We start from the raw sequence: 23313 nt of genomic DNA on the forward strand, positions 1-23313 counted from the left end.
TAGGCTGAGGGAGTTCGTTGACCGTCCGCTCGCAGAGGAGGCCGTGGGATGCGCTGTACGACGTGCCTCGAACCCGTGGCCGTCGGCGACCTGTTCTGCGCGCACTGCGGATCCTCCCTGGGCGAGTGCGGCGCCTGCGGGTCTCGACTGCCCGCCGGAGCACGCTTTTGCCCAGCTTGTGGGGCGAAAACCGCCGCGGAGGCCGCGGCCGCCGCCGATGGACCCGTTGCGCAACGCCGTGTCGCGTCCGTGCTGTTCTGCGACCTGGTCGGATTCACCACGTTGTCCGAGACACGCGACGCCGAAGACGTGCGGGAGCTTCTGAGCGAGTATTTCACCTCGGCCCGGACGATCATCGCTCGTTACGGTGGGACCGTAGAGAAGTTCATCGGTGACGCGGTGATGGCGGTCTGGGGTGTCCCCACCGCCCACGAGGACGACGCCGAGCGCGCCGTGCGTGCCGGTCTCAGCCTGACCGAGGCGGTCACGTTGCTCGGCGAGCGGGTGGACGTGCCCGGGCTTCGCGCGCGCGTCGGAATCACCACCGACGAGGTGGCCGTCACGGTCGGCGCGGTGGGCGAGGGAATGGTCGCCGGCGACCCCGTGAACACCGCCGCCCGGATACAGGCCCTCGCCCCTCCCGGGAACATCTGGTGCGACCGGACCACCGCCGACTTGATCGCGGCGACGATCGCGACGCGCGCGACGGGTCGCCACGCCCTGAAGGGACGCAAGGGCGGGATCGATCTGTTCGAGGTCGACGCGCCGCTGACCGGGGACGGCGGCGCCGCCCGTCGCAGCCTCGAGGTTCCCCTGGTCGGGCGGCGTCGCGACGTGGCGGTGCTGCGCGAGCTGCTCCACGCGGTCCAGGAGCAGCAGACCCCGCGCATCGCCGTCGTCAACGGACCGGCCGGGGTGGGCAAGTCACGCGTCCTGCGCGACATCGAGGACTATGTCGAAGGCCTCCCCTCCGATGTGCTGTGGCACCGCAGCCGGTGCCTCTCCTACGGAGACGGTGTCGCGTTCGCCGCCCTCACCTCGGCCGTCCGGGTGCGCATCGGCGCGACCGACGGGGACACTCCCGCCGAGGTGCACGACAAGCTGCGCGACGGGCTGCGCACGATCGTCGCCGACGACGGCGAGCGGCAGTGGATCCAGACGCACCTCCAACGGTTGCTCGGGGTCGGCCGACGCGGCGATGACGACGAGACCGACCTCGACGACGCCTTCGCCGCGTGGGCGCGGTGGTTCGAGCTGCTGTCGACGCATGGCCCCGATGCTCCGACGCCCATCGTGTGGATCATCGACGATGCGCATCACGCCGACGCAGGGCTCATGGCGTTCGTCGAACACCTCGTCAGCTCGGTGGCGTTTCCTGGGCTCGTGGTTCTGGTGGCGCGCCCCGAGCTGTTGGAGCGTTTTCCGCGGCTGGCGACCCATCAGCGCGCAACCGTCGTCAATCTCCCGTTGCTGACCGCCGCCGAGATCGAGCAGCTGCTCTCGCTGGTCGTCGAGGACCTTCCCGGAGAGGCGCGCGAAGCCTTGGTGCGCCGCGCCGAGGGCAACCCGCTCTTCGCCGTCGAGACGATCCGCGCCCTGCACGACCGTGCCTTGCTGGAGTCGAGCGGGGCCAAGTTTCCGCGGGCGCCGCTTCGCGTGAGCCACGGCGCCGACCTCGCGATCATCGAACGCATGAGCGCACCCGCCAGCCTGCAAGCGCTGATCGCGAGCAGACTCGATCTGCTCACGGCCGATCAGCGCCGGCTCGTCACGGCGGGGTCGGTGCTCGGGCAGGTCTTCACCCTGGCAGGTCTGCGCTCGCTCACCGGGTTCTCCGAGGCGCAGACGCAGCGCCTCGTCACCGAGCTCGCCGCCCGCGACGTCTTCGCCTGGGTCCGCGACCGTCTCTCCTCCGACGGCGGGCGCCTGTCCTTCCTGCAGCCGTCGGTGCGAGACGTCGCCTACGCGCAGCAGTCGCGTCGGGACCGCGCGGCGCTGCACCTCGCCGCCGTGGAACACCTGCGAGGTGTGAGCGACGCAAACGGAGAACTCGCGGCCGTCATCGCCCAGCACCTCCGCGATGCGCGGACGCTGCTTCCGCCCGACGACGCCCGGCGGGAATCGCTCACCGCGCAGCTGCTTTCGTGGTTGAGCGCCGCGCTTCAGGCTGCCGCCGACGTGGGCGGCGCCGACCAGGTGCTGGCCCTCGGCGCCGAGATCCTCGACCTCGGTTCCGATCCGGCGCTCGAGGTGTCGACCCGCCTCGCCATGGGCGAGGCTGCGATGGCGCAGTCGCGGTTTGCCGAGGTCGCCGACGTGCTCGGGCCGGTCATCACCGGCGCGAGCGATCCCGACGAGCGGGCTCGGGCGGCCGCGCTCGTCGCACGGGCGCACTCCCTCGACGGCGATACGGCACGTCAATGGCAGGTGCTCGAACCCTTCCTCAATGAGGAGAGCCTCGCACCGCTCCGGCCCGAGACGGCCGCGTCCATCGCGCTGCGGATGATGCTGTGGTTCGAGACGCACGCTGAGTGGACCGAGGCCCTGATCTGGCAGGACCGCATGGTGACGTTCGCCGAGCGCAGCGGTCAGCCCGCCGTCATGGCATCCGTCCTCAGCTACGTGGCACAGTCGAGCAGCTTGCGCGGCCACCGCGTGATCGCCCGTGAGCTGCGCCGACTCGCGGTCGACTACGCCCGCGATCATCACCTGACGGCGCAGCTGTCGTCGTGCCTGCTCGTCGCCCACGCGTTCGAACTCGAGGAAGACCTCGAGTCGGCGGTGCAGATCGGCCAGGAGGCGCTGACCGCGGCGATCGCGGCGGGACACGGGCCCACGAAGGAGCAGGCCGTCGCCAATCAGGCCCTGGCCCTGAGCACCCTCGCCCGGTGGGACGATCTCGACGCGCTCGTGGCGGCCCACCCGGTGATCGAGGACTGGATCGCCGAGATCACGATCCGCGTGCAGCGCGCACTGGCCGCCGATGCCCGAGGCGACCGGACCGCAGCGCTCGCCCTGCTCGACACTCCCCTGCGCGAGGACGCCGAGGGCCTCAGTCGCCTGTGGGTGCTCGCGCCCCGCGCCGTGCAGCTGTACCTGCAGGGTGACATCGATGCCGCCCTCGATCTCGCCGAGGAGCTGCTGTCCACCGCGTATCTGTATTGCCGGCTGGTCGACGAGTTCCCCCACCATCTCGGTATGGTCGGCCCCTGGTTCGTCGAGGCGGGCCAACGTGACCGCCTGCGCGATCTGATCCGCCCCGCGCTCGACGCGGAACCCGCCGAGCGCTCCCCCCTCCTGAACGCGTGCCTCACCCGCTTGTTCGAAACGGCGTGAGACGCGGGCGGGCGCCGCAGGGCGACGCCGCACCCGGGCCTCCCGCTCGCTACCGCGTCGCCCGCTCCAGCAACTCCAGCACGTGCACGTACGACTCCCCCGTGGCCTTGGTCATGCCGAGCTCGCACGTGCGGTTGCACGACGCGTGCGCGTCGGCGGCCCACCCCGCCACCTCGGCGGCCTCCGGGGCGGTCGCCGCTTCGGTCAGTTCCGGGTGCAGCATGCCGCGGTCGCCCGCGTAGGCGCAGCAGCCCCACGCGTCGGGCACGCGCACCTCCGAAGCCACGGCCTCCCCCACCGCGCGCAGCGCCGGGTCGATGCCCAGCTGCGTCGACGAACAGGTCGGATGCAGCGCCAGCAGATCGGCCACCGGCGTCGGCGCGAGACGCGGAAGAAGAACGGATGCCGCGAAGGCCACGGCATCCACGACCTCCACGCCCTCGTCGCGGAGGGTGGAGGCGAAGCCCTCCGTGCAGCTCGACGCGTCGCAGACGACCGGTAGGGCACCGTCGCGGGAGGCTTCACGCACCGCGGCGCGGACGCGCGCCGACATCGTCTCGTGCCCCTTCGCGTAGCCCTTCGACGACCAGGGCGTGCCGCAGCACAGCGCATCGATGCCGTCGGGTACCACCGCCGCGACACCCGCGCGCTCGAGCAGGCGCGTGAACGCCGCGGTCGCGCCGATGCCGTCGGCGGGGCCGAACATGCTGCCCACGCAGGCCGGGAGGAAGACCGCGATCGGCTCGACCCCCGAAGAACCGACGACGGACCCCAGCGCCTTTCGCGACGCCCCGCCTGCCGGCAGCTCCGCCGAGTACCGCGGCACGGTATCCGTTCCGAACACCGCGCGCGCGGCATCCGTCATCGTCCGCACCACCGGCACCGGCACCGCGGAGGCGACCGTCAGCGCGACGGCACCGGCCCGCGTGACCGCGCCCCATCCCGTCGCCGCCGCCGACCAGCCCGCGGCGAGCACCGGGTTGGCGTCCTCGCGGCGGAAGCGCTTCATGAGCGTCCCCGTGTTGATGAGCACCGGGCACGCCGTCTGGCACATGCCGTCGACCGCGCACGTCTGCACGCCGTCGTAGTCGTAGTCGTTCTCGAGCTCCGCGGCGATGGCACCGTCGCCGCGCTCCCGGGCGGCGACCGAGGCGCGCCGCACGACGATGCGCTGGCGCGGGGTGAGCGTCAGCGACCGGCTCGGGCACACCGGCTCGCAGTACCCGCACTCGACGCAGCGGTCGGCCTCGGGCTCGATCGACACGGGCGTCTTGAGATTCCGCATGTGCGCGGTCGGGTCGTCGTCGATGATCACGCCCGGATTCAGGATGCCGCTCGGGTCGAGCAGACGCTTGAGCTCGACCATCACGTCGTACAGCTCGTCGCCGTACTGTCGGCGCACGTACGGGGCCATGGTGCGGCCCGTACCGTGCTCGGCCTTGAGATTGCCGCCGGCGTCGAGCACGAGGTCGACCATCGCGTCGGTGAAGCCCTCGAATCGGCCGAGCGCTTTGGCCCCCTCGAACCGGTCGGTGAGCATGAAGTGGATGTTGCCGTCCTTGGCGTGGCCGAAGATGACGCTGTCGTCGTAGCCGAAACGCGCGAAGAGTTCTTGCAGCCCCTCGCAGGTGTCGGCGAGGCGCTCGACCGGCACGACCACGTCTTCGAGCAGCGCGGTGGTGCCGCTCGGTCGTGCGCCGGCGACCGAGGCGTAGAGGCCTTTGCGGAAGGTCCAGGCCGCGGCGCGCTGCACCGGGTCGCTCGAGAAGGCCGCGGGGTCGAGCAGCGCCTGCTCCCCGAGCACGCGCGCGCCGGCGGCCGCGAGCTCCCGCAGCCGGGACGCGTCGTCCGCGTGATACTCCACGAGCAGCGCCGCCTGCGTCGTGGCCTCGAATCCGTGGATCGCGGCGGGCGTACCGGCCAGACGCTGGCCGACGCGGAGGGACGTGGCATCCATCAGCTCTAGCGTCGCCGCGCCCGTCGCCACCAGCGCCGGAAGCGATCGGGTCGCCGCGTCGAGCGTGGGGAACACCGCGAGAGTGGTGGCGATCGCGGGGCGGATCGGCACCGTGCGGAACGTCGCCTCGGCGACGAACGCGAGGGTCCCCTCCGAGCCGACGACGAGGTGCGCCAGCAGGGCCGCCGGGGTGTCGAAGTCGAGGAAGGCGTTGAGTGCGTATCCCATCGTGTTCTTCATCGCGAACTGCCGCTCGATGAGAGCGACGCTCGCGGCGTCGGCCACGACGCGGGAGCGCAGACGCATGAGCCCTTCGACGAGGGCGGGTTCGCGGTCGCGCAGCAGCGCGTCGGCGTCGGGCGCCGCGGTGTCGACGACGGTTCCGGATGCCAGCACCAGCACGAGTCCGTCGAGGGTGCGGTACGAGTTCTCCACCGTCCCGCACGCCATCCCGCTGGAGTTGTTGGCAACGACGCCGCCGATCGTGCACGCGGCCTCGCTCGCCGGATCGGGGCCGAGGCGATGGCCGTGCCGCGCGAGCCGTGCATTGACCTGACGCACCGTGGCGCCGGGCTGCGACCGCACGCGGCGGCCGCCGTCGAGCACGTCGATACGGCCGAACCCCTGCCGCACGTCGACGAGCAGCCCCGCGCCCGAGGACTGGCCCGACAGGCTCGTGCCGCCCGAGCGGAACGTCACCGGGGTCCGCGAACCCGTGGCTGCGCGCAGGATCGCGCCGACCTCGGCCGCGTCGGCGGCGACGACCACGGCCTCGGGGGTCAGCAGGTAGTGCGAGGCGTCGTTGGCGTAGGCGACGCGGTCGATCGCGCGCGTGCGGATGCGCGAGACGTCGGCGACGGCCGCGGTGACCTCGGGGGTGACGGTGCTCATGCGGTCGCTCCGGCGGTGGACGTGCCCGCGGAGGCCGAAAGTTCCCCCTCCGGAGTGAGCACACGCGCGAGATCCGGCTCGGTCTCGACGAGGGCCCGGATGCCGAGCGGCGGCCCCGCGACGACGGTCGAGGCGTGCGCGACCGCGTGCGCCCCCCACTCCGCGGCGCTCGCGGCCGCGACAGCGAGCGGGTCGGCACCCGCGGCGGACGCCGCCGGTGCACGCGTGAGGCCGAGCAGGAAGCCCGCGAGGGCGGCGTCGCCCGCACCGGCGGTGTTGGCGACGTAGGGGGCGTCGGCGCGCGCGAACACCGCGCGGTCCGCGGTCACGGCGAGCAGGCCATCGGCGCCCATGCTCGCGAGCACCGTCACCACACCACGCGCGACGATCTCTCGCGCCGCCATCACGACGTCGCCGAGGGTCGCGAGCGGACGCCCCACCGCCGCGGCGAGTTCGTCGACGTTCGGCGTGAGCAGGTCGATGCCGGCCGGGTCGGCCAGGAGCGCGTCGAGGGCCGCACCGCTCGTGTCGACGGCGACCCGGGCGCCGAGTTCGCGCGCGACCGCCCGCACGACCCCGAGGTCGACGAGTGAACCCGTCCCCGCGAGCTCTGGCACGCTCCCCGAGATCACGAGCCACGGCTCGGTGCGCGCCGCCAGTTCCGCGCGGAGCGTCTCGATCGTGGCCTCCCACGCCTCGGGCGACAGGGGCGGAGTGGGGGCATTGACCTTCGTCGTGGCCCCCTCGGCATCGATGACCGAGGTGTTCACGCGCGTCGCGCCCGGCACCTCGACGATCCGCAGCAGAGGAGCCGTGAGCCCGCATCGGGCGAAGCGCACGTCGTCGGCGCCGAGCACGACCACGGCGGCGGTGTCGGCTCCCCCGGCGGCGAGGGCGGCCGAGACGTTGACGCCCTTCCCGCTCACCTCGCGCGTGTAGCTCTCGGCGCGGGTGAAGGTCCCTCGGCGTAGGGCGGTGACGCGATACGTGGCGTCGATCGCCCCGGCGGCGGTGAGCGTGACGATGCCGGTCATGCGTCCACCCCGGTCGCGACGTTCCGGGTGATCACGTTCCCCGTGATGACGTTCCCCGTGATGACGTCGAGGAAGCGATGCACCTCCTCGGCGACCGCCGCCCGTCCCGGAGCGAGCCAGCGGCGGGGGTCGATGGCATCCGGGTCCCGCTCCAGCTCGTCGCGGACGGCCGCGGTCAGCACCGTACTGAGGTGCGTGCCGATGTTGATCTTGCGCATTCCGGCGCGCACAGCGCCATCGATCCCGGCGTCGGCGACCCCGCTCGATCCGTGCAGCACGAGAGGCACGGACAGGGCTTCGGCGAGCTCGGTGATGAGCCGCTCGTCGAGTCGCGCGCTGCGCTCGCGCATGGCGTGCTCGCTGCCGACAGCGACGGCCAGGGCATCGACGCCGGTGGCGGCGACGAAGTGGACGGCCTCGGCGACATCGGTGCGCACCCCCGGAGCGTGCGCGCCCTTGCCGCCGATCTCGCCCAGCTCGGCCTCGACCCAGGCGCCGACGGCGTGCACACGGGCGGCGACCTCCGCGGTGCGCTCGAGGTTCTCGGCATCCGACAGATGGGCGGCGTCGAACATCACCGAGCGGATACCGACGGCCAACGCCTCGTCGACGAGCGGCTCGTCAGTGGCATGGTCGAGGTGCACCACGACGTCGACGCGGGCGCTCTCGGCCAGGCGCAGGGCCGCGGAGGCGGCCGGGGCCAGCCCGCCGTGGAACGCGATGGCGTTCTGCGACAGCTGCAGGATCACGCCCGTCCGCGCGGCCTCGGCCCCGGCGACGATCGCCTCGGCGACCTCGAGGGTGATGAAGTTGAAGGCCCCGACCGCGCGGTGCGCGGCGAGCAGTTCGGGCATATCGGCCAGCGGCACGGCGGCGTCTCTCTCGTTGGAGGTGGTACGAGCCCGGTGGCTGAGCTCGGTCGTTGCGGGAGCCGGGTGGCTGAGCTTGTCGAAGCCTCCGGGCGGTGGGTCCGGTCCCTTCGACAGGCTCAGGGACCTTCGTTGCGGGAGTCCGGTGGCTGAGCTTGTCGAAGCCTCCGGGCGGGAGGGGGTGGATGCCGGGACCCTGGGCGTGTGCGTCGGGGTCCCGGCATCCGGGGTCGATCAGCAGCTGGACTTGTAGACCGCGTCCTTGCCGTCGCCGTTGATGTTGTCCTTCGTGAGGATGGTGAATCCGGTCTGGATCTTCTCCTCGGTGGGTTCGCCCTTCAGGGCGGCGATGGCCTGCTTGACGCCGTCTTCGCCGATGGTGGCGGGTTCTTGGGCGACGAGGGCTTGGACGGTTCCGGCTTCGAGGGCCTTGACCTGGGCGGGGCCCGCGTCGAAACCGACGATGGTGACCTGGCCCTGCTTGCCGGCCTGCTGGACACCGGTGGCGGAGCCTTCGGCGGCGAAGAGGTTGGCGGCGAAGATGCCGACGATGTCGGGGTCCTTCTGCAGCGCGGCGGTGACGATCTCGGCGGCGGTGGAGGGCTCGTTGTGGGAGTACTGCACCCCGACCGAGGTGAACTTGGAGTCCTTCTTCACGGCGTCTTCGAAGCCCTGCGCGCGGGCGTCGGTGGTGGAGACACCGGGGTCGGTGGAGACGACGAGGACCTTGCCGCCGTTGGGGTTGGCCTTCTGGATCGCCTCGAACGCCGCGGCGCCACCGCCTTCGTTGTCGCTGGAGATCTGCGACACCGCACCCGACGGGTCCTCGAGGGTGGTGTCGACGAGGACGACCTTGATCCCGGCGGCCTCGGCCGCGGCGATCGGGGCCTGCATCGCCGACACGTCGGTCGGCGCGATGAGGAGCGCGTCGGGCTTGGACGCCACGACGGCGTCGACGATCGGCTTTTGGAGGGTGGGGTCGAACTTCTCGGGGCCCTGGGTGGTGACGGTGGCGCCTTCGGCCTTGGCTTCGGCTTCGATGCCGCACTGCATGGAGATGTAGAACTCATCCCCGGCGACGCCCTGCACGAACGCGATCTTGTAGCCGCCGTCGGAGCCGCCCGAGGCGGATCCCGACGAGGAGCCGCCGGAGCACCCGGCGAGGACGAGGGTGGCTGCGGCGCCGAGGGTGGCGACCGCGAGAACCTGCTTGTTCCACTGCATTGTGATTGACCGTTCTCTCTTGATGTGATTCCGGATGCCGGGACTCAGCCGCGGCGTCCTCCGCTGACGAACTTGCGCCAGAGGCTTTGGGTGTTGCCGCGGGTCGCGGCGGTACGACGGACTTGGTCGACGTACACGGCGGTGATCAGCACCGCGCCGACGGCGACCTGCTGCCAGAACGGCTGCACGCCGGTGATGACGAAGCCGTTCTGCAGAACGGCGGGGATGAACAGGCCCACCACGGTGCCGAAGATCGTGCCGACCCCGCCGAAGAGCGAGGTCCCGCCGATCACGACGGCCGCGATGACGTTCAGGTTGGTCTGCGACTGCCCCGCGATCGCGGTCGTCGAGAATTGCGACAGGGCCAGGATGCCGGCGAGTCCCGCGAGCGCCCCCGAGAGGGTGTAGACCGAGATGAGGTGGCGGTCGACCTTCACGCCCACGCGGCGCGCGGCGAGCTCGCTCGAGCCGACGGCGTAGGTGTACAGCCCGAAACGGGTGAAGTGGAGTACCACCGCGCCGATCACGACCACCACGAGGGCGATGACGCTGATGATCGGCAGCGACCCGAAGACGTTTCCGTAGCCGATCGACACCGTCAGCACGGTCGGCACATCGCGGATGTCGACGCCGCCGGTGAGGATCTGCGCGAGACCGAGCGCCATACCGAGCGAGCCGAGGGTGACGATGAGCGGCGGGATCTTCGCCTTCGCGATGAGGAAGCCGTTCAGCAGCCCCCAGCACACGCCGCTGAGGATCGACACGAGGATGCCGATGGTGGCCACGCCCCAGCCCTCGCCGCCGAGCGCCCTCATCGTCAGGGCCGAGACGACGCCCGAGAACACCAGGACCGAGCCGATCGAGAGGTCGATGCCCGAGGTGATGATGATGTACGTCATGCCGACGCCGAGCACCGCGAGGATCGAGGCGTTCTGGATGATCAAGCGGAAGTTCGACCACTGCGCGAACGAGTCCGGAGCGAGCGCGCTGAAGATCAGCACGATGACGATGAGGATGAGCAGGATCTGGAAGGCCTGCGCCTTCAACAGTCCCCTGAAGAAGTTGGGTTTGGTGTCCTCGAACGTGCCGATCGCGACGGTCTCGGTGGGGGGAGTCGTGGTGCTCACTTCTGGTCGTCCTTCGTGACGGCGCCGGTCATGAGCCCGACGAGTTCTTCCATGGAGGTGTCTTTCGCGTTGATGTTCGCGACGCGGGTGCCCAGGCGCAGGACCTGGATGCGGTCGGAGACGTCGATGACGTGCGGCATCGAGTGCGAGATGAAGACCACGGCGATGCCCTTGTCGCGCACGCGGCGGATGGTCTCGAGGACGTTCTTGGTCTGGCGCACCCCGAGGGCTGCGGTGGGCTCGTCGAGGAACACGACGCGAGAGGCCCAGTGCACGGCGCGGGCGATCGCGATCGCCTGCCGCTGACCACCGGACATCTCCCCCACCGGCGACGACAACGACCGCACCGTCGCCCCCAGCTCGTCGAACGCAGCCCGCGACGCGACCGCCATCTCCTTCGTCTTCATGAAGCCGAGAGCACCGGCCAGCCCCGGTCGACGGATCTCCCGACCCAGGTACATGTTCTGCACCGGATCCAGATGCGGAGCCAGCGCCAGATCCTGGTACACGGTCTCGATGCCGAGCGACGACGCGACCTGCGGATTGGTCATCTCGATCGGCTTGCCGTCGAAGAGGATCTCCCCCTCGTCGACCGCGAGGTTCCCCGACAGCGCCTTCACGAGCGTCGACTTGCCGGCGCCGTTGTCACCGATGAGGGCGGTGACCTCGCCCGGGTAGACCTCGAAATCGACATTATTCAACGCCCGAACATGACCGAACTGACGCGACAAACCCCGCGCCTGCAACACGGGCGTGGCCGTTGTGACTGACGACATCGTCAGCTCCTTTCCGTAGTGAGGAGAGAGGAAGAGAGGAACGCCTCGGCGACGTCCTCGAAAGAAGAAGAGGACACCGCGAACGCCGCGAACAGCGCTGCCCCGTAGGCGGTGCCCTCGTCGTGGGTCGAGACAGTGACCTCGGGCAGGAGCGCCGAGCGGGAGCGGACGACGGATGCCATCGACGACCACCCGCCGGTCAGCACGGTCGAGGTCGGCGGCTCGACCTCGCGGTCCATCACCGCCGTGTACTCGGCGAGCATGTCGTTGCCGTGGCGCAGGGCGGCGGCGAACAGCTCCGCGGGGCTGAGCCCGTCGCTCTGCGCGACGATTTTCAGCACGCCGTCGTCGTTGCGCGCACCCGAGACCGCGAGACCGGCGTCCGACACCGTTCCGAGCGCGGGGAGCGCCATGGTCTCGTCGTCGATGCGCGCCCGGCCCACGGCATCCGTGATCCCGAGCAGTTGGAGCACGCGGCGCATGAGCAGGCCCGACTTCGTGCCCGCCAGGAGCACGTACTTGCTGGGGATGACGTGCCGCACACAGTTGATGCCCGCGTGGGCGAGCCGCTCGCGCGCGGCGAAGGGAAGGGTGTCGTCGAGCACGCGCACGAGGGCCTCGGCGGTGCCCATCGAGTCGTAGAGCTGGCCCGTGTGGGTCGCGCCGACCGCGACGGCCGAGACGAGGTGGTCGTGGCCGGCGATGGTGAGCGCGGCCCCGCGGAACCCGGCGGGCATCCCGGGGTCGCTCAGCGTGCCGACGGCCTCCCCCGCGCTGACGAGCTTCCCGAGGATCGACGCGTCCACGCCGAGCACGTCGAGCGCCGCCCGCCAGGGGGTGCTGTCGTCCTGATCGATGAGCCCCGTGCGTGAGACGAGCGAGTACTCCGCGACCCGCGGTCCGCCGAGCGCGTGCACGACGTACTCGGGGACGTTGAGGAACGTCGTTCCGACGAGGGCGATTCCGTTGTCGCGCAGGTGGAGCAGCTTGGCGATGGATGCCAGGGGCCCGACCGGCAGACCCGTTCGGCCCGGGAACTCCGCGCGGAAGGCGTCGGGGGTCGCGATGATCTGCGCGGCCCCCCGCGGGTCGAACCAGGCCATGATCGGCGCGAGCGCCGTGCCCTCGGCATCCAGGAGCACGCCGGCCTCGGCCATGCCCGAGACGCCGAGCGCGACGATGCGGTATCCCTCGTCGAGGCGGGCGTCGGCCTCGGCGGCGAGCTCGTGCAAGACGGAGATCGCCTGCGCGGCGGTCATCTCGGCCCGGCCGTGGTCGAGGTTCGTCCACGGCGAGCGCCGGCTCACGACGAGCACCTGATGCCCCTCGGGGGTGGCCACCAGCAGCTTGGTGCTGGTGGAGCCCATGTCGATTCCGACGACGTAGTCGCTCATCGCACGTCACCCCCGCGGAGCGTGCCGGGCCACCCGGCACCGGGGGCGGCGACGAGGATCTCGGCGGCACCGGTCAGACGCCAGGCGCCGAACGCGTGGGGCACGGCGTAGACCTGGCCGCGCTCGACATCGATCGACCCCGAGTCGGACACCAGCGCACCGGAGCCCTCGCGCACCAGCACCACAGCGAAGCCGGCCTCGCGCGCAGCGGTGTCTCCCGCGGCGTCGAACAGGCGGAAGTACGGGTCGGCCACCGCGGGCAGCAGCGAGCGGAAGTCCGTCCCCGCCGGGGTCTCACCGACGGTGCTGATCAGGGCGTCGAGGGCCTCGGCATCCATCTTCGCGGTCGACACCGACGGCATCACGGCGTCGAAGCCGAGATCGAGATGCGACTCGTCGCGCGTCGACGTCGTGATCGACCACTCGAGCAGGATCGAGAAGTCGGTCGGCTCCTGCACCTCGGCGACGAAGATCCCGCCGTCGATCGCGTGCACGGTGCCCGCGGGCACGAGCACGCCCATGCCGGGGCGGACGACCACGCGGTTCATGCGCGACAGCATCCACTCGCTGTCCTGCGCATCGCGGCGGCGGTCGAGCTCGTCGCGGTCGACGTCCTGGTTCCAGCCGACGTGCACGGCGCAGTCCTCTTGGGTCTCGAGCACGTACCAGGCCTCGGTCTTGCCGTACGGGCAGTCGAGGTGGGCGCTCGCGAATCCGCGGTCGGGGTGCACGTGCACGGGGAGGCGCTGACGCGCGTCGAGGAGCTTGACCAGGATGCCCAGGTCCGCGGCATCCCGTCCCGCACGAGCCCCCACCCACGCGGCGCGATCGCCGGCCACGAGGTCGCGCAAGAAGTCACCGTCGTCGGTCACGGCGAGACCGATCTCGTCGCAGCCGAAGCGCGACACGGTCGAGCCGAGCCACTCCTCGGGCTGACGGTCGGTCTCGGGCACGATCCCGCGCAGCGCCGCGATGCGGTCGCCGCCGAGGTAGAAGTGCTGCACGGGGTTGGGGGGCAGCAGGACGGGCTTCATCGGGCGGCCCCGATCGGCTCAGGGGCGGCCGCGGCGGTCGCTCGTTCGTAGTGCGTCATGGCTGTCCAGACATCGTTGTCTTGCTTGAAGGAGGTCTTCTCGCGACCTCGCGGGATTGAGCATGGGCGTCCGGGACAACGTTGTCAAGTCACAATTCGGTACTCATGACACCGATGTCCAGCCCCAGCTTCCACGACTGCCCCTCCGGCAGCGGGCGCAGCAGCCCACGCTCACGCGCATCCTGACGCCCGAGGATGGTCGCCGCCGTCGCCGGCTCGACGCCGAGCACGACACCGTCGCGCTGCGCGACGCGCCACTGGAACAACCCCGGCAGCGCCGCGGTGTCGAACGAGACCCGGATGCCGAGCCCCGACGGCGCGTGCACCTCGGCACTCACCCGGGTTCCGACCGGAAGCTCGTGCGCGAACACCTGCTCGGGATACGTGTCGGCGGGCGCGGGGAACCGCGCCCAGGTCGCCAGGCCGGCCTCGGCGTCGGCGTCGCGCGGCACGACGCGCTCCGCCGGGGAGCGCAGCAGCGTCCCCTCCTGGATCAGCGGCCGCCCGAGGTTCACGTGGTACAGCACCATGGGCTCGACGGCGCGCGCGCCGCGATTGACGATCTCGTCGCGAAGTTCGATGCGCGCCTCGCCCCGCGGCACGCGGATGCTTCGGCGCAGCTCGAGGTGCGCGCCGAGCACGGTCGCCTCGACGATCGTCGCCTCCACGACGACGGCGTCGACCTGCACCTCCGCTCGGGTCACCGTCGCGGCGAGCGTCGTGTACCGCCCGTGCTGCGGATGCTCGCCCTCGTCATCGCGCGAGGACGGCCCGAACGACAGCAGCCCGCACGTCGTGACGAGCCCGCCGCCGAACGTCGCCCCGAACGCCCCGCCGCTCGGGCGGGGCCACCCCGTGGGCGAGACCCAGGCCAACGGCACCCCGCGGTGCCGCACCTGCCCGAGATCGAGGCCTCGGTCGGGAAGGAGCTCGATGTCGAGGTCGCCCGCGATGACGCGCAGACGCCGGGTTCCGGCATCCGGTCCGTCGGTGCGGATCGACGCCTCGATGGCCGCCTCCGTCCCGCGGCCTCGCTGGCCTTCTCGCCCCGTCGAGATCATCTCGTCGTCCTGCTCGCCCATGAGCTCCGCCTTCCTCGCCGTGTGCGGTCACACGGTAGCAGTCGTTGACAACGTTGTCTCGAGACCGCATACTGACCGTCGAGCGCAGAGCCGCGCCCCGACACGACGCTTCGGAGACCCACACCCCATGTCGAAACCCCGCCTCAACCGCCTCTTCAACGCGCGCTCCGGGCGCGCTCTCGACGTCGCCGTCGACCACGGCGCGTTCCACGAGCCCTCGTTCCTGACCGGCATCGAAGACATGGCCAAGACCGTCGCGACCCTCGTCGACGCCGGGCCCGACGCCGTGCAGCTCACTCTCGGCCAGGCGCCGCTGCTGCAGTCCGTCCCCGGCAAGCAGAAGCCCGGCCTGGTGCTGCGCACCGACATCGCCAACGTCTACGGCGACCCGCTCGAGTCGCCGCTGCACAGCGTCCTCGTTCCGGATGCCATCCAGGTCGCCGTCCGCTTGGACGCGGTAGCGGTCTGCGTGAACCTGCTCGATCTGCCCGGCGAGCCGCAGATCCGCGAGCAGTGCATCCGGTCGATCCTGGCCTTGCGCACCGACGCGGAGCGGTACGGGATGCCGCTGATGATCGAACCGCTGGTCATGCAGACCAAACCCGGCACCGGCGGATACGGCGTCGACGGCGACACCGCCAAGATCGTCACCCTCGTGCGACAGGCCCGCGAGCTCGGCGCCGACCTCATCAAGGCCGACCCGACCGACGACATCACCGACTACCACAAGGTCATCCAGGCGGCCGGCGACACCCCCGTGCTCGTGCGCGGCGGCGGACGCGTCGACGACCGCACGCTCCTCGAGCGCACGAAGGCCGTGCTCGAACAGGGGGCCCGCGGCATCGTCTACGGCCGCAACGTCATCCAGCACGACGACCCCGCCGGCATCACCGCGGCGCTCATGGCGGTCGTGCACGACGACGCCTCGGTCGACGAGGCCCTGACCCTGATCGGTGGTGCCGCATGACCGGCAAGAAGGTCGGAATCGGCATCATCGGCGGCGGCCTCATGGGCCGCGAGATCGCCGCAGCCCTGCGCCGTTGGCCCGCGCTGATCGACCACCCCGCCGAGCCCGAGCTCGTGGCCGTCTGCGACATCAACCCCGCCGCTCTCGAGTTCTTCGAGCGCATCGACACGGTGCAGCTGACCACGACCGACCACCACGAACTGCTCGCCGACCCGCGCGTCGACGTCGTCTACATCGCCGTGCGTCACGATCTGCACGAGCGGCTCTACGTCGACACGATCCGCGCCGGCAAGGCGCTGCTGGCCGAGAAGCCGTTCGGCATCGACCGCGCCGCCGCCGACGCGGTCGTCGCGGCCATCGACGAGACGCCCGATTCGTTCGTCCGTGTCTCGAGCGAGATGCCGTTCTTCCCCGGCGCCCAGTGGGCCGTCAACTACGTGAAATCGGGCGCGCTCGGCCGCATCGTCGAGGCGAAATGCACCTTCCTCCACGCCAGCGACATCGACGTGAACAAGCCGCTGAACTGGAAGCGGCAGAAGCAGTTCTGCGGCGAGGCCGGGGTGCTCAACGACCTCGGCATGCACACCTGGCACGTCCCGCTGCGCCTGGGCTGGACGCCCGAGAGGGTCATCGGCGTCCTGCAGGACATCGTCACCGAGCGCCCGGGTCCCGAAGGGACGCCGCAGCCGTGCGACACGTGGGACAACGCCGTGATCCACTCGTGGGCCCGGCACGACGGCGCCCCGTTCCCCCTCACGACCGAGACCAAGCGCATCGCGCCGGGGCAGAAGAACACGTGGGAGTTCGAGGCCATCGGCATGGACGGCGGCGTGCGCTTCAGCACGAAGAACCCCAAGCAGGTCGAGGTGTTCGCCTTCATCGACGTGCCGGGCGTCGGCCGCGAGCAGAGCTGGCAGAAGGTCGACGCGGGCAGCCAGTCGGTGTGGCCGACGGTGACCGGGCCGAACTTCGAGTCCGGATTCTCGGATGCCATCCTGCAGATGTGGGCGGCCTTCCTCGCCGAGTACGTGGGTGAGCTGGGCGACGGCTTCGGCTGCGTCCGCCCCAAAGAAGCGGCGCTCACCCACCGCTTGTTCGCCGCGGCGATCGCCTCGCACGAGACCGGGACGTTCGTCGCCCCCGAGCACTGATCCATCCATCCGGGCGCGCCACCTCACCCGGCGCGCCCGGATTCCCCGCCGGGAGCGGCGAGCCGGATGCCGCCGCGCGGCTGCCTATGCTCGGAGGACGCCGCCCGACGGCATCCCGAGGAGACGCATGCGCAAATCCGGCCGCCCCACGATGATCGACGTCGCCGCCGAAGCCGGCGTGAGCCTGAAGACCGTCTCGCGCGTGGTCAACGGCGAGCCCCACGTCGACCCCGCGCTGACCGAGCGCGTGAACGCCGCCGTCACCCGCCTCGGCTACCACCGCAACGCCCTCGCCGCGAACCTGCGCTCCGGCAGCCGCGACACGATCGGCTTCATCGCCGCCGACCTGTCGAACACCTTCTACATGGCGGTCGCCGCCGCCGTGTCGTCGATCGCGGCGCGCCAGCGCATGCACGTGGTCATGGCCTCCAGCGAAGAAGACGCCGACATCGAACGCGCCCTCGCCCTCGACATGTGCCAGCGCCAGGTCGGCGGGCTGATCGTGGTGCCCACCGCCGCAGATCACTCCTACCTCGCGCGAGAGGTCGAGTTGGGCACCCCGGTGGTCTTCCTCGACCGCCCCGGAAGCGGCATCCCCGCGGACGCGATCCTGCTCGACAACCGCGGCGGAGCCCGGTCCGCCGTCGCGGAGCTGCTCGCCGAGGGGCATCGGCGCATCGCCGTGCTGCAGGACTCGCTCGGGATCTACACGATGGCCGAGCGCTGGGAGGGGGTGCGCGACGCCTTCGCGGCCGCGGGTCACACACCCGATCCCGCGCTCGTGGTCGAGAACCTGCACACGCCGACCGCCGCACGCGACGCGATGGAGCGCCTCCTCGCCGCCGACGACCCGCCCACCGCGGTGTTCTGCGCCAACAACCGCGCCACGATCGGCGCGCTGGAGTCGATCCTGCCGCGCGGAGCCGACGTCGCCATCGCGGGATTCGACGACTTCGAGCTCTCCCGGCTGCTGCCCCGACGCATCCGCATCGTCGACTACGACGTCGCCGACCTCGGCACGCGCGCGGCGCAGACCCTGCTCTCCCGCGGGGCCGAACCGGCCACCGGGTCGCACACCCAGCTCGTGCCGACACGCCTCGTCGACCGCGGCGGAGTGGGCTGATCCGACGGGCGGCGAATCCGGCGGGCGAGCCGGGCACCTCGGCGTCGACGTCCTCCGCATAAACGCGATCCGCGCACAGAAACACGCTGTGCTCGCGTTTCTGTGCGCGGATGGCGTTTATGGCCGCGAACGGAGGTCCCGGATGCCGACGCGTCGACGCGCCACATGGCACAGTGGACGAATGGTCACCGCGAGCAGAGGCGACGGCATGCGCCGCGCCAATCTCGCGCTGGTGCTGCGCACCGTGCACCGCGAGGGCCCCCGCTCCCGCGCGGCCCTGACCGAGGCAACGGGCCTGAACCGCTCGACGATCGCCGATCTCGTCGGCGAGCTCGTGAGCGATGGCCTCGTCGTCGAGCGCGCCCCCGATCCGATCGGCCGGGTCGGCCGCCCGTCGCCCACGGTGGCCCCCGATCCGCGTGTCGTCGCGGTGGCGGTGAACCCCGAGGTCGACGCGCTCGACATCGGCGCCATCGCGCTCGATGGCACGCTGATCGCCCGCGAACGCCTCCCGCAGAGGCGGCTGCTGACCCCCGAGCGCACCGCCGAGATCGTCGGCGAGCGCCTCGCCGCCTGGGCCGAAGGACCGCTCCGCGATCGCCGCACGGTCGGTGTCGGAGTCGCGGTCCCCGGTCCCGTGCGTGCCTCGGACGGCCTCGTGCGCACGGCCCCGCACCTCGAATGGACGGATGCCGCGATCGGCACGCTCATCGAACAGGCGACGGGATTGCCGGCCCGGGTGGGCAACGACGCCGCGCTCGGCGCTGTCGCCGAGCACCTCTTCGGCGCCGCGCGCGGCGCCCACGACGTCGTGTACCTCAACGGCGGCGCGAGCGGCATCGGCGGCGCGGTGATCGTCGACGGCACCTCGCTCGGCGGCGCGGGCGGATACGCGGGCGAGTTCGGGCAGAATCGCCCCGGGATCGTGGATGCCGCCGACCGCCGGGCCGCCGACGGGGTGCTCGAAGACGAGGTGAGCCGCTCGCGGCTGCTCACCGCCGTGGGGCTCGAGGGCGGTGACGACGCGGCCCTGTCCGACGCCCTGGCATCCGCGTCCGACCCCCTCGCGCACGCCGAGGTCGATCGGCAGCGGCGGATCCTCGCGACAGCTCTCGCCAACGCCGCGAACGTACTGAACCCGGCGGTGATCGTGCTCGGCGGATTCCTGGCCGTGCTCGCAGAGCGCGATCTCGACGGGCTCGACGCAGCGGTGCGCGCGCAGACGGTGCCCGCGTGCGCGGAGAGCCTGCGTCTCGCGGTCGCAGAGCTGGGCGAGGACCGGTTGCTCGTAGGCGCGGCTGAGGCGGTCTTCGAGGCCGAGCTCTTCCCGGGGCGCTGAGCGTTCCCACCGGGGCCCCGCGGCGTGATGCGGGGAGGACCAGGGACGAGCGGAGGACACCCCCGGCCGACACGTCCTCCGCTCGTCCCCGCCCCTCCTTTCCGCCCCGCGAGCGCGCCGCGCCGGCCCCGACGTCGGCGACCCAGGGCAGGATGGACACGTCGACGCGAGGAGAACCATGACCGAGACACGCCCCGCCGGAGCCACGTGGTCGGGAAACCACCGCTACCGCGCCACCGAAGTGCTGCTGCCCGCCGACCTCGACGAGCTCGCCGAGGTCGTGGCATCCGCCCGCACCCTCCGCGTCCAGGCGACGCGGCACACGTTCAACGACGTGGCCGACTCCGACGCGGCGCTGGTGTCGCTCGAGCGCATGCCCACCCGCATCCAGGTGACCGGCGACCGCGTGCGCGTCGAGGGTCTCGTGACGTTCGCGCAACTCGCGCCCGTGATCGAGGCCGAGGGCCGCGCCCTGCACAACCTCGGTTCGCTCCCCCACATCTCCGTCACCGGCGCCACCGCCACGGGTACGCACGGTTCCGGTATCCACAACGGCAACCTGTCGAGCGCCGTACGGGCGGTCGAGATCATGGATGCCGAGGGCCGAACGCACCGCATCGACCAGACGCACGCGTGGTTCCCCGCCGCCGCCCTCAGCATCGGCGCCCTCGGTGTCGTCACCGCGGTCGAACTTCAGACCGAGCCGACCTACCGGGTGACGCAGCAGGCGTACACCGGCGTGGCGTGGGACGACATCGTGGCAGACCCCGAGCGGGTCTTCGGCGGCGCGCGCAGTGTCAGCGTCTTCACGACCTGGGGCGACCCGGCCCACGATCTCGTCTGGGCGAAGAGCGACGACGGCGCACCCGACCGGGTCGAAGAGCTGGGCGGTCGACCCGTCGGAGACGACATCCACCTCGGACGGATCCGCACCGTCGACAACACCACCCCGCGCGGGACCGTCGGCCCGTGGCACACGCGGCTCCCGCACTTCCGCGCCGACGCCCTCCCCAGCGACGGCGACGAGATCCAGTCCGAGTACTTCGTCCCGTTCTCGTCCGCGCGCGAAGCCCTTGCCGCGGTGCGGGCGATCGCGCCCGCATTCGACGCGCACCTCCTCGTCACCGAGCTGCGCACCGTCGCCGCCGACGAACTGTGGCTGAGCCCCGCGTATCAGCGCGACGTGCTCGCGATCCACTTCACCTGGCGCAACGACACCGCGGGCGTCCTCGGCGTGCTGCCCCACATCGAGACGGCGCTCTCGCCGTTCGACGTCCGGCCGCACTGGGGCAAAGCCTTCACCATGCCCGGAGACGCCGTCCGCGCCACGCTCCCCCGCGCTGACGACTTCCTCGCGACGGCGAGGGAGGCGGACCCGCGCGGCGTCTTCCGCAACGACTTCCTGCGGCGGACGCTGGGGCTCTAATCGGCGCGCGGGAGCCCGCGCAAGAACCCGGTGATCGCCCCGCGGAACCGCTCGGGATCCTGGTTCGCCTCGTTGCAGTGCCCCGTCGCGTCGAACGCCACGAGCGAGGCCTGCGGATGCCGCGCCGTGTAAGCCGTCGAACCGGTCACCGGCACCACCGGGTCACGCAGACTGTGCACGATGAGGGTCGGCAGAGCCGGCGCGGGACGCGGGCCGTCGACCCAGTTCAGCGCGCGGGCGTCGACCGCCTCGATGAGTCCGAGTACCCGCGATCCGAGCCGGCTTTCGAGCACCCGCAGGGCGGTGGCGCCGACTGAACCGGGGAGGTGCACGCCCCGCACCGCGCGGGCGACGATCCGGTTCCAATCCAGGGCAGGGGCGACGAGCACGAGACCGGTGATCGCCGCGCGATGACGCGACTCCTCGAGCGCGAGCATCGCGATCGTCGCCCCCATCGACCACGCCACGAGCACGATCTCGCGCGCGCCGTGCTCGACGGCGTAGCTGATCGCGTCGTCGACGTCGCGCCATTCCCGCATCCCGAGCGACGAGGGCAGCGCCTCGGCGGGAGCCGCTTCCTCGTCACCCGCGTACGACACGACGAGCGAGGTCCACCCGGCGTCGTGAGCGGCGGGGGCCGAGCGCAGCGCGCCGGACCGGCTCGACCGCAGGCCGTGCACGTGGATGGTCCAGCGCGCGGCATCCGGATCCCCGATGACCCATGCTCGGGCATCCCCGCCGCGCCGGAGGGGGATCGCGACGTGCTGCGTCGGGCCCACCTCCTCGGGGGCCCCGATGCTCTGCGAGGTCCATGCCCCTCGCGCGGGTCCGTCGGCCAGGCCGTCCGGACGCGCGACGAGGGATCGGACGATGCGCGCTCCGTCGTCCCGCACGATCTCGCCGACCGTGAGGTGCGTGCCGTCGTCGAGCCAGACGCCGTACGTGCCCGGTTGCCGACTCTCGGCGGTCGCGGGCACCGAGACGGTGTCGCCCTCGATCTCGACGGGGACGAAGGGCTTGGCGGCGCGCGGTGCGATCAGGCGCCGGGCGACGTAACCGCCGAGCGCGAGATGCAGAGCGCCGACGGCCGCCGCGGCGATGCCGGTTCCGACGATGAGGCGGCGAGTCATGCGCGGTCTCCTGAAGTGGGACGGGTGAGGTGGGTGTCGATGGCGTCCAGCAGAGCCCGCTCCTCGCCCCGCAGGGGGGTCGAGGAGGCGATCGCGTCGTCCTCGATCGCGACGCGCAGGGTGTGGAGGCGGGTGTCGAGGTCTCCGGCCATCGCGGGACCGACCGGGACGCTCGCCGCGCGCTCCCGAGCGAGCCGCTCGGCGCGTGCGAGCAGGTCCTCTCCCCGACGGCGGATTCCCGCGGTGGTCCGGGATGCCACGAAGATCCCGATCACGAACGAGACCACGCCGAGGTAGAACAGCGGGTCGAACAGGGCGCTGACGACGGCGTTCGGGACGAAGAACCGCGTGAGGGTGAGGTCGACGACCTCGCTGAGACAGCCGAGCACGATGCCCGCGGCGCCCACGCGGAACAGCCGGCGCGCGACGGGGAGCGAGGTGCGCGCCGAGCGGAAGAGCAGGACCCCGACCAGGGCGATTCCCGACATGTGCAGGATGCCGTAGGCCCACGCACCGGTCGACGTGTGCGCCGCCGTCTCGAGGAACAGGAACGATGAGGGACCGCGCTCCGGCATCGCCACGAAGAAGACCACGGCGAACAGCGCTGCCAGCGTCAGCGGGAAGCCCCACCGGAGGGTCCTGATCCGCGCGCTCGCAGGAGCCGTGCCGGCCTGGATGCCGAGCCACAGCGCGACCATCGTCAGCACGTTCTGCACGAGTTTGAGCACGTTGGTTCCGCCGAGCGGACTGTCCAGCGTCGCGAGAGGGATGACGGTGCCCTGGGTGAGGAGAGCGATGACGCCCAGGAGGGCCGCGAGCCAGGCGATCCGCGCGCGCGGTTGCCGCCATGCGACGCGCGCCCGCAGAATCACGACGAGCGCGAGTCCGACGAGCGCCGCGTCGATGAGGAGCATGGTCACCATGCGAGCTCCGCCACCCTCGGGCTGGCGTATATGAGACGCGCGATGGCGTGGGCGACGTGTTCGGCCACGAGCTCGGCCTCGACCTGCACCGTGTCGAGATCGGGATTGGCGTGCGGGGCGACAGACGAGCGTTCGTGCACCGCGCCGCAGCAGTGCGCGTCGTCGAGAAGGTGGCCCAACTCGTGCGAGGCCGCGAACTCGCGATAGACGGGCGCGTCGGCCGCCCGGACGTGGATGGTCCCCTCGCGACGATCGGGGAACGAGACGAGGTAGCCGGTCAGCGTGCCCCACGATGCGGTGTCGGTCTCGGCGATGACCCGGAGCCGGATGCCGACCGCCTGCTCGACCGCGCGGACGACCTCGTCGAAGGTCGCCCCCGGAGCCAGCGTCGTGCGGGCGAGCGCGCGATCGCCACGCGTCCGCACCCGCGCGAGCATGTCGTCGGTCGCCGTCACCGCCGCCTCCCCGTCC

At 71.6% G+C, this 23313-nt stretch carries 18 protein-coding genes; 6 read left to right on the forward strand and 12 right to left on the reverse strand.

The window, feature by feature from the left end; genetic code table 11:
• Positions 1–48 precede the first annotated feature (48 nt).
• On the forward strand, positions 49–3336 hold the full coding sequence (locus AB0O24_RS14185) for an adenylate/guanylate cyclase domain-containing protein (protein ID WP_275799791.1): 3288 nt from the start codon (positions 49–51) through the stop codon (positions 3334–3336).
• Positions 3337–3385: 49 nt separating this feature from the next.
• On the opposite strand, the gene AB0O24_RS14190 is transcribed toward AB0O24_RS14185, so the two are convergent.
• From AB0O24_RS14190 to AB0O24_RS14230, 9 genes are all read right to left on the reverse strand, one after another.
• Complete coding sequence (locus AB0O24_RS14190; RefSeq protein ID WP_363375740.1) at positions 3386–6184, reverse strand: FAD-binding and (Fe-S)-binding domain-containing protein; 2799 nt, start codon at positions 6182–6184, stop codon at positions 3386–3388.
• Positions 6181–7218: a PfkB family carbohydrate kinase gene (locus AB0O24_RS14195; protein WP_275799795.1), complete on the reverse strand. Its 1038-nt coding sequence runs from the start codon at positions 7216–7218 to the stop codon at positions 6181–6183. The genes AB0O24_RS14190 and AB0O24_RS14195 overlap by 4 nt, the downstream gene beginning before the upstream one ends.
• Positions 7215–8087 (reverse strand): class II fructose-bisphosphate aldolase, encoded by an 873-nt coding sequence (locus AB0O24_RS14200; protein WP_307384922.1) that lies wholly within the window; start codon positions 8085–8087, stop codon positions 7215–7217. Before AB0O24_RS14200 ends, AB0O24_RS14195 begins: the two co-directional genes overlap by 4 nt.
• 234 nt (positions 8088–8321) lie before the next feature.
• A complete protein-coding gene (locus tag AB0O24_RS14205; protein ID WP_307387561.1) occupies positions 8322–9311 on the reverse strand; it encodes an ABC transporter substrate-binding protein in 990 nt (329 codons plus the stop codon).
• Between the two features lie 44 nt (positions 9312–9355).
• Complete coding sequence (locus AB0O24_RS14210; protein WP_307387560.1) at positions 9356–10438, reverse strand: ABC transporter permease; 1083 nt, start codon at positions 10436–10438, stop codon at positions 9356–9358.
• Positions 10435–11214: an ATP-binding cassette domain-containing protein gene (locus AB0O24_RS14215; RefSeq protein ID WP_363375746.1), complete on the reverse strand. Its 780-nt coding sequence runs from the start codon at positions 11212–11214 to the stop codon at positions 10435–10437. Before AB0O24_RS14215 ends, AB0O24_RS14210 begins: the two co-directional genes overlap by 4 nt.
• A 2-nt stretch (positions 11215–11216) precedes the next feature.
• Entirely contained in the window at positions 11217–12608 is a 1392-nt protein-coding gene (locus tag AB0O24_RS14220) for an FGGY family carbohydrate kinase (protein ID WP_363375749.1), read from the reverse strand.
• Entirely contained in the window at positions 12605–13642 is a 1038-nt protein-coding gene (locus AB0O24_RS14225; protein WP_275800775.1) for a hypothetical protein, read from the reverse strand. Before AB0O24_RS14225 ends, AB0O24_RS14220 begins: the two co-directional genes overlap by 4 nt.
• A 148-nt stretch (positions 13643–13790) precedes the next feature.
• Entirely contained in the window at positions 13791–14783 is a 993-nt protein-coding gene (locus tag AB0O24_RS14230; protein ID WP_363375752.1) for an aldose 1-epimerase family protein, read from the reverse strand.
• A gap of 127 nt (positions 14784–14910) precedes the next feature.
• Here AB0O24_RS14230 and AB0O24_RS14235 point away from each other — a divergent pair, with 127 nt between their 5' ends.
• From AB0O24_RS14235 to AB0O24_RS14255, 5 genes are all read left to right on the forward strand, one after another.
• A complete protein-coding gene (locus AB0O24_RS14235; RefSeq protein WP_275800773.1) occupies positions 14911–15750 on the forward strand; it encodes an aldolase in 840 nt (279 codons plus the stop codon).
• On the forward strand, positions 15747–16901 hold the full coding sequence (locus AB0O24_RS14240) for a Gfo/Idh/MocA family oxidoreductase (protein WP_363375755.1): 1155 nt from the start codon (positions 15747–15749) through the stop codon (positions 16899–16901). Before AB0O24_RS14235 ends, AB0O24_RS14240 begins: the two co-directional genes overlap by 4 nt.
• Positions 16902–17028: 127 nt before the next feature.
• Entirely contained in the window at positions 17029–18024 is a 996-nt protein-coding gene (locus AB0O24_RS14245) for a LacI family DNA-binding transcriptional regulator (RefSeq protein WP_363375757.1), read from the forward strand.
• A gap of 181 nt (positions 18025–18205) precedes the next feature.
• On the forward strand, positions 18206–19363 hold the full coding sequence (locus AB0O24_RS14250) for an ROK family transcriptional regulator (RefSeq protein WP_363375759.1): 1158 nt from the start codon (positions 18206–18208) through the stop codon (positions 19361–19363).
• 178 nt (positions 19364–19541) lie between these two features.
• Entirely contained in the window at positions 19542–20789 is a 1248-nt protein-coding gene (locus tag AB0O24_RS14255) for a D-arabinono-1,4-lactone oxidase (protein ID WP_363375761.1), read from the forward strand.
• Here the strand turns inward: AB0O24_RS14255 and AB0O24_RS14260 are convergent.
• The 3 genes from AB0O24_RS14260 to AB0O24_RS14270 are packed head-to-tail and all read right to left on the reverse strand — an operon-like array spanning position 20786 to position 23297.
• A complete protein-coding gene (locus AB0O24_RS14260) occupies positions 20786–21919 on the reverse strand; it encodes an alpha/beta hydrolase (protein ID WP_363375763.1) in 1134 nt (377 codons plus the stop codon). The genes AB0O24_RS14255 and AB0O24_RS14260 overlap by 4 nt on opposite strands.
• Positions 21916–22842 carry a hypothetical protein gene (locus tag AB0O24_RS14265; RefSeq protein WP_363375765.1) on the reverse strand — a complete coding sequence of 309 codons (927 nt, stop codon included), beginning with the start codon at positions 22840–22842 and terminating at the stop codon, positions 21916–21918. Before AB0O24_RS14265 ends, AB0O24_RS14260 begins: the two co-directional genes overlap by 4 nt.
• Complete coding sequence (locus AB0O24_RS14270) at positions 22836–23297, reverse strand: hypothetical protein (protein ID WP_307384902.1); 462 nt, start codon at positions 23295–23297, stop codon at positions 22836–22838. Before AB0O24_RS14270 ends, AB0O24_RS14265 begins: the two co-directional genes overlap by 7 nt.
• Positions 23298–23313 lie beyond the last annotated feature (16 nt).

This window comes from Microbacterium sp. NPDC086615, assembly GCF_040686055.1.
Classification (GTDB): Bacteria; Actinomycetota; Actinomycetes; order Actinomycetales; family Microbacteriaceae; genus Microbacterium.

Bases quoted from the DNA above. Each gene is read 5' to 3' on its own strand.
- AB0O24_RS14195 (WP_275799795.1), bottom strand. From the start codon at position 7,218: ATGACCGGCATCGTCACGCTCACCGCCGCCGGGGCGATCGACGCCACG.
- AB0O24_RS14265 (WP_363375765.1), bottom strand. From the start codon at position 22,842: ATGGTGACCATGCTCCTCATCGACGCGGCGCTCGTCGGACTCGCGCTC.
- AB0O24_RS14230 (WP_363375752.1), bottom strand. From the start codon at position 14,783: ATGGGCGAGCAGGACGACGAGATGATCTCGACGGGGCGAGAAGGCCAG.
- AB0O24_RS14255 (WP_363375761.1), top strand. From the start codon at position 19,542: ATGACCGAGACACGCCCCGCCGGAGCCACGTGGTCGGGAAACCACCGC.
- AB0O24_RS14245 (WP_363375757.1), top strand. From the start codon at position 17,029: ATGCGCAAATCCGGCCGCCCCACGATGATCGACGTCGCCGCCGAAGCC.
- AB0O24_RS14190 (WP_363375740.1), bottom strand. From the start codon at position 6,184: ATGAGCACCGTCACCCCCGAGGTCACCGCGGCCGTCGCCGACGTCTCG.
- AB0O24_RS14235 (WP_275800773.1), top strand. From the start codon at position 14,911: ATGTCGAAACCCCGCCTCAACCGCCTCTTCAACGCGCGCTCCGGGCGC.
- AB0O24_RS14240 (WP_363375755.1), top strand. From the start codon at position 15,747: ATGACCGGCAAGAAGGTCGGAATCGGCATCATCGGCGGCGGCCTCATG.
- AB0O24_RS14220 (WP_363375749.1), bottom strand. From the start codon at position 12,608: ATGAGCGACTACGTCGTCGGAATCGACATGGGCTCCACCAGCACCAAG.
- AB0O24_RS14185 (WP_275799791.1), top strand. From the start codon at position 49: ATGCGCTGTACGACGTGCCTCGAACCCGTGGCCGTCGGCGACCTGTTC.
- AB0O24_RS14260 (WP_363375763.1), bottom strand. From the start codon at position 21,919: ATGACTCGCCGCCTCATCGTCGGAACCGGCATCGCCGCGGCGGCCGTC.
- AB0O24_RS14225 (WP_275800775.1), bottom strand. From the start codon at position 13,642: ATGAAGCCCGTCCTGCTGCCCCCCAACCCCGTGCAGCACTTCTACCTC.
- AB0O24_RS14215 (WP_363375746.1), bottom strand. From the start codon at position 11,214: ATGTCGTCAGTCACAACGGCCACGCCCGTGTTGCAGGCGCGGGGTTTG.
- AB0O24_RS14250 (WP_363375759.1), top strand. From the start codon at position 18,206: ATGGTCACCGCGAGCAGAGGCGACGGCATGCGCCGCGCCAATCTCGCG.
- AB0O24_RS14205 (WP_307387561.1), bottom strand. From the start codon at position 9,311: ATGCAGTGGAACAAGCAGGTTCTCGCGGTCGCCACCCTCGGCGCCGCA.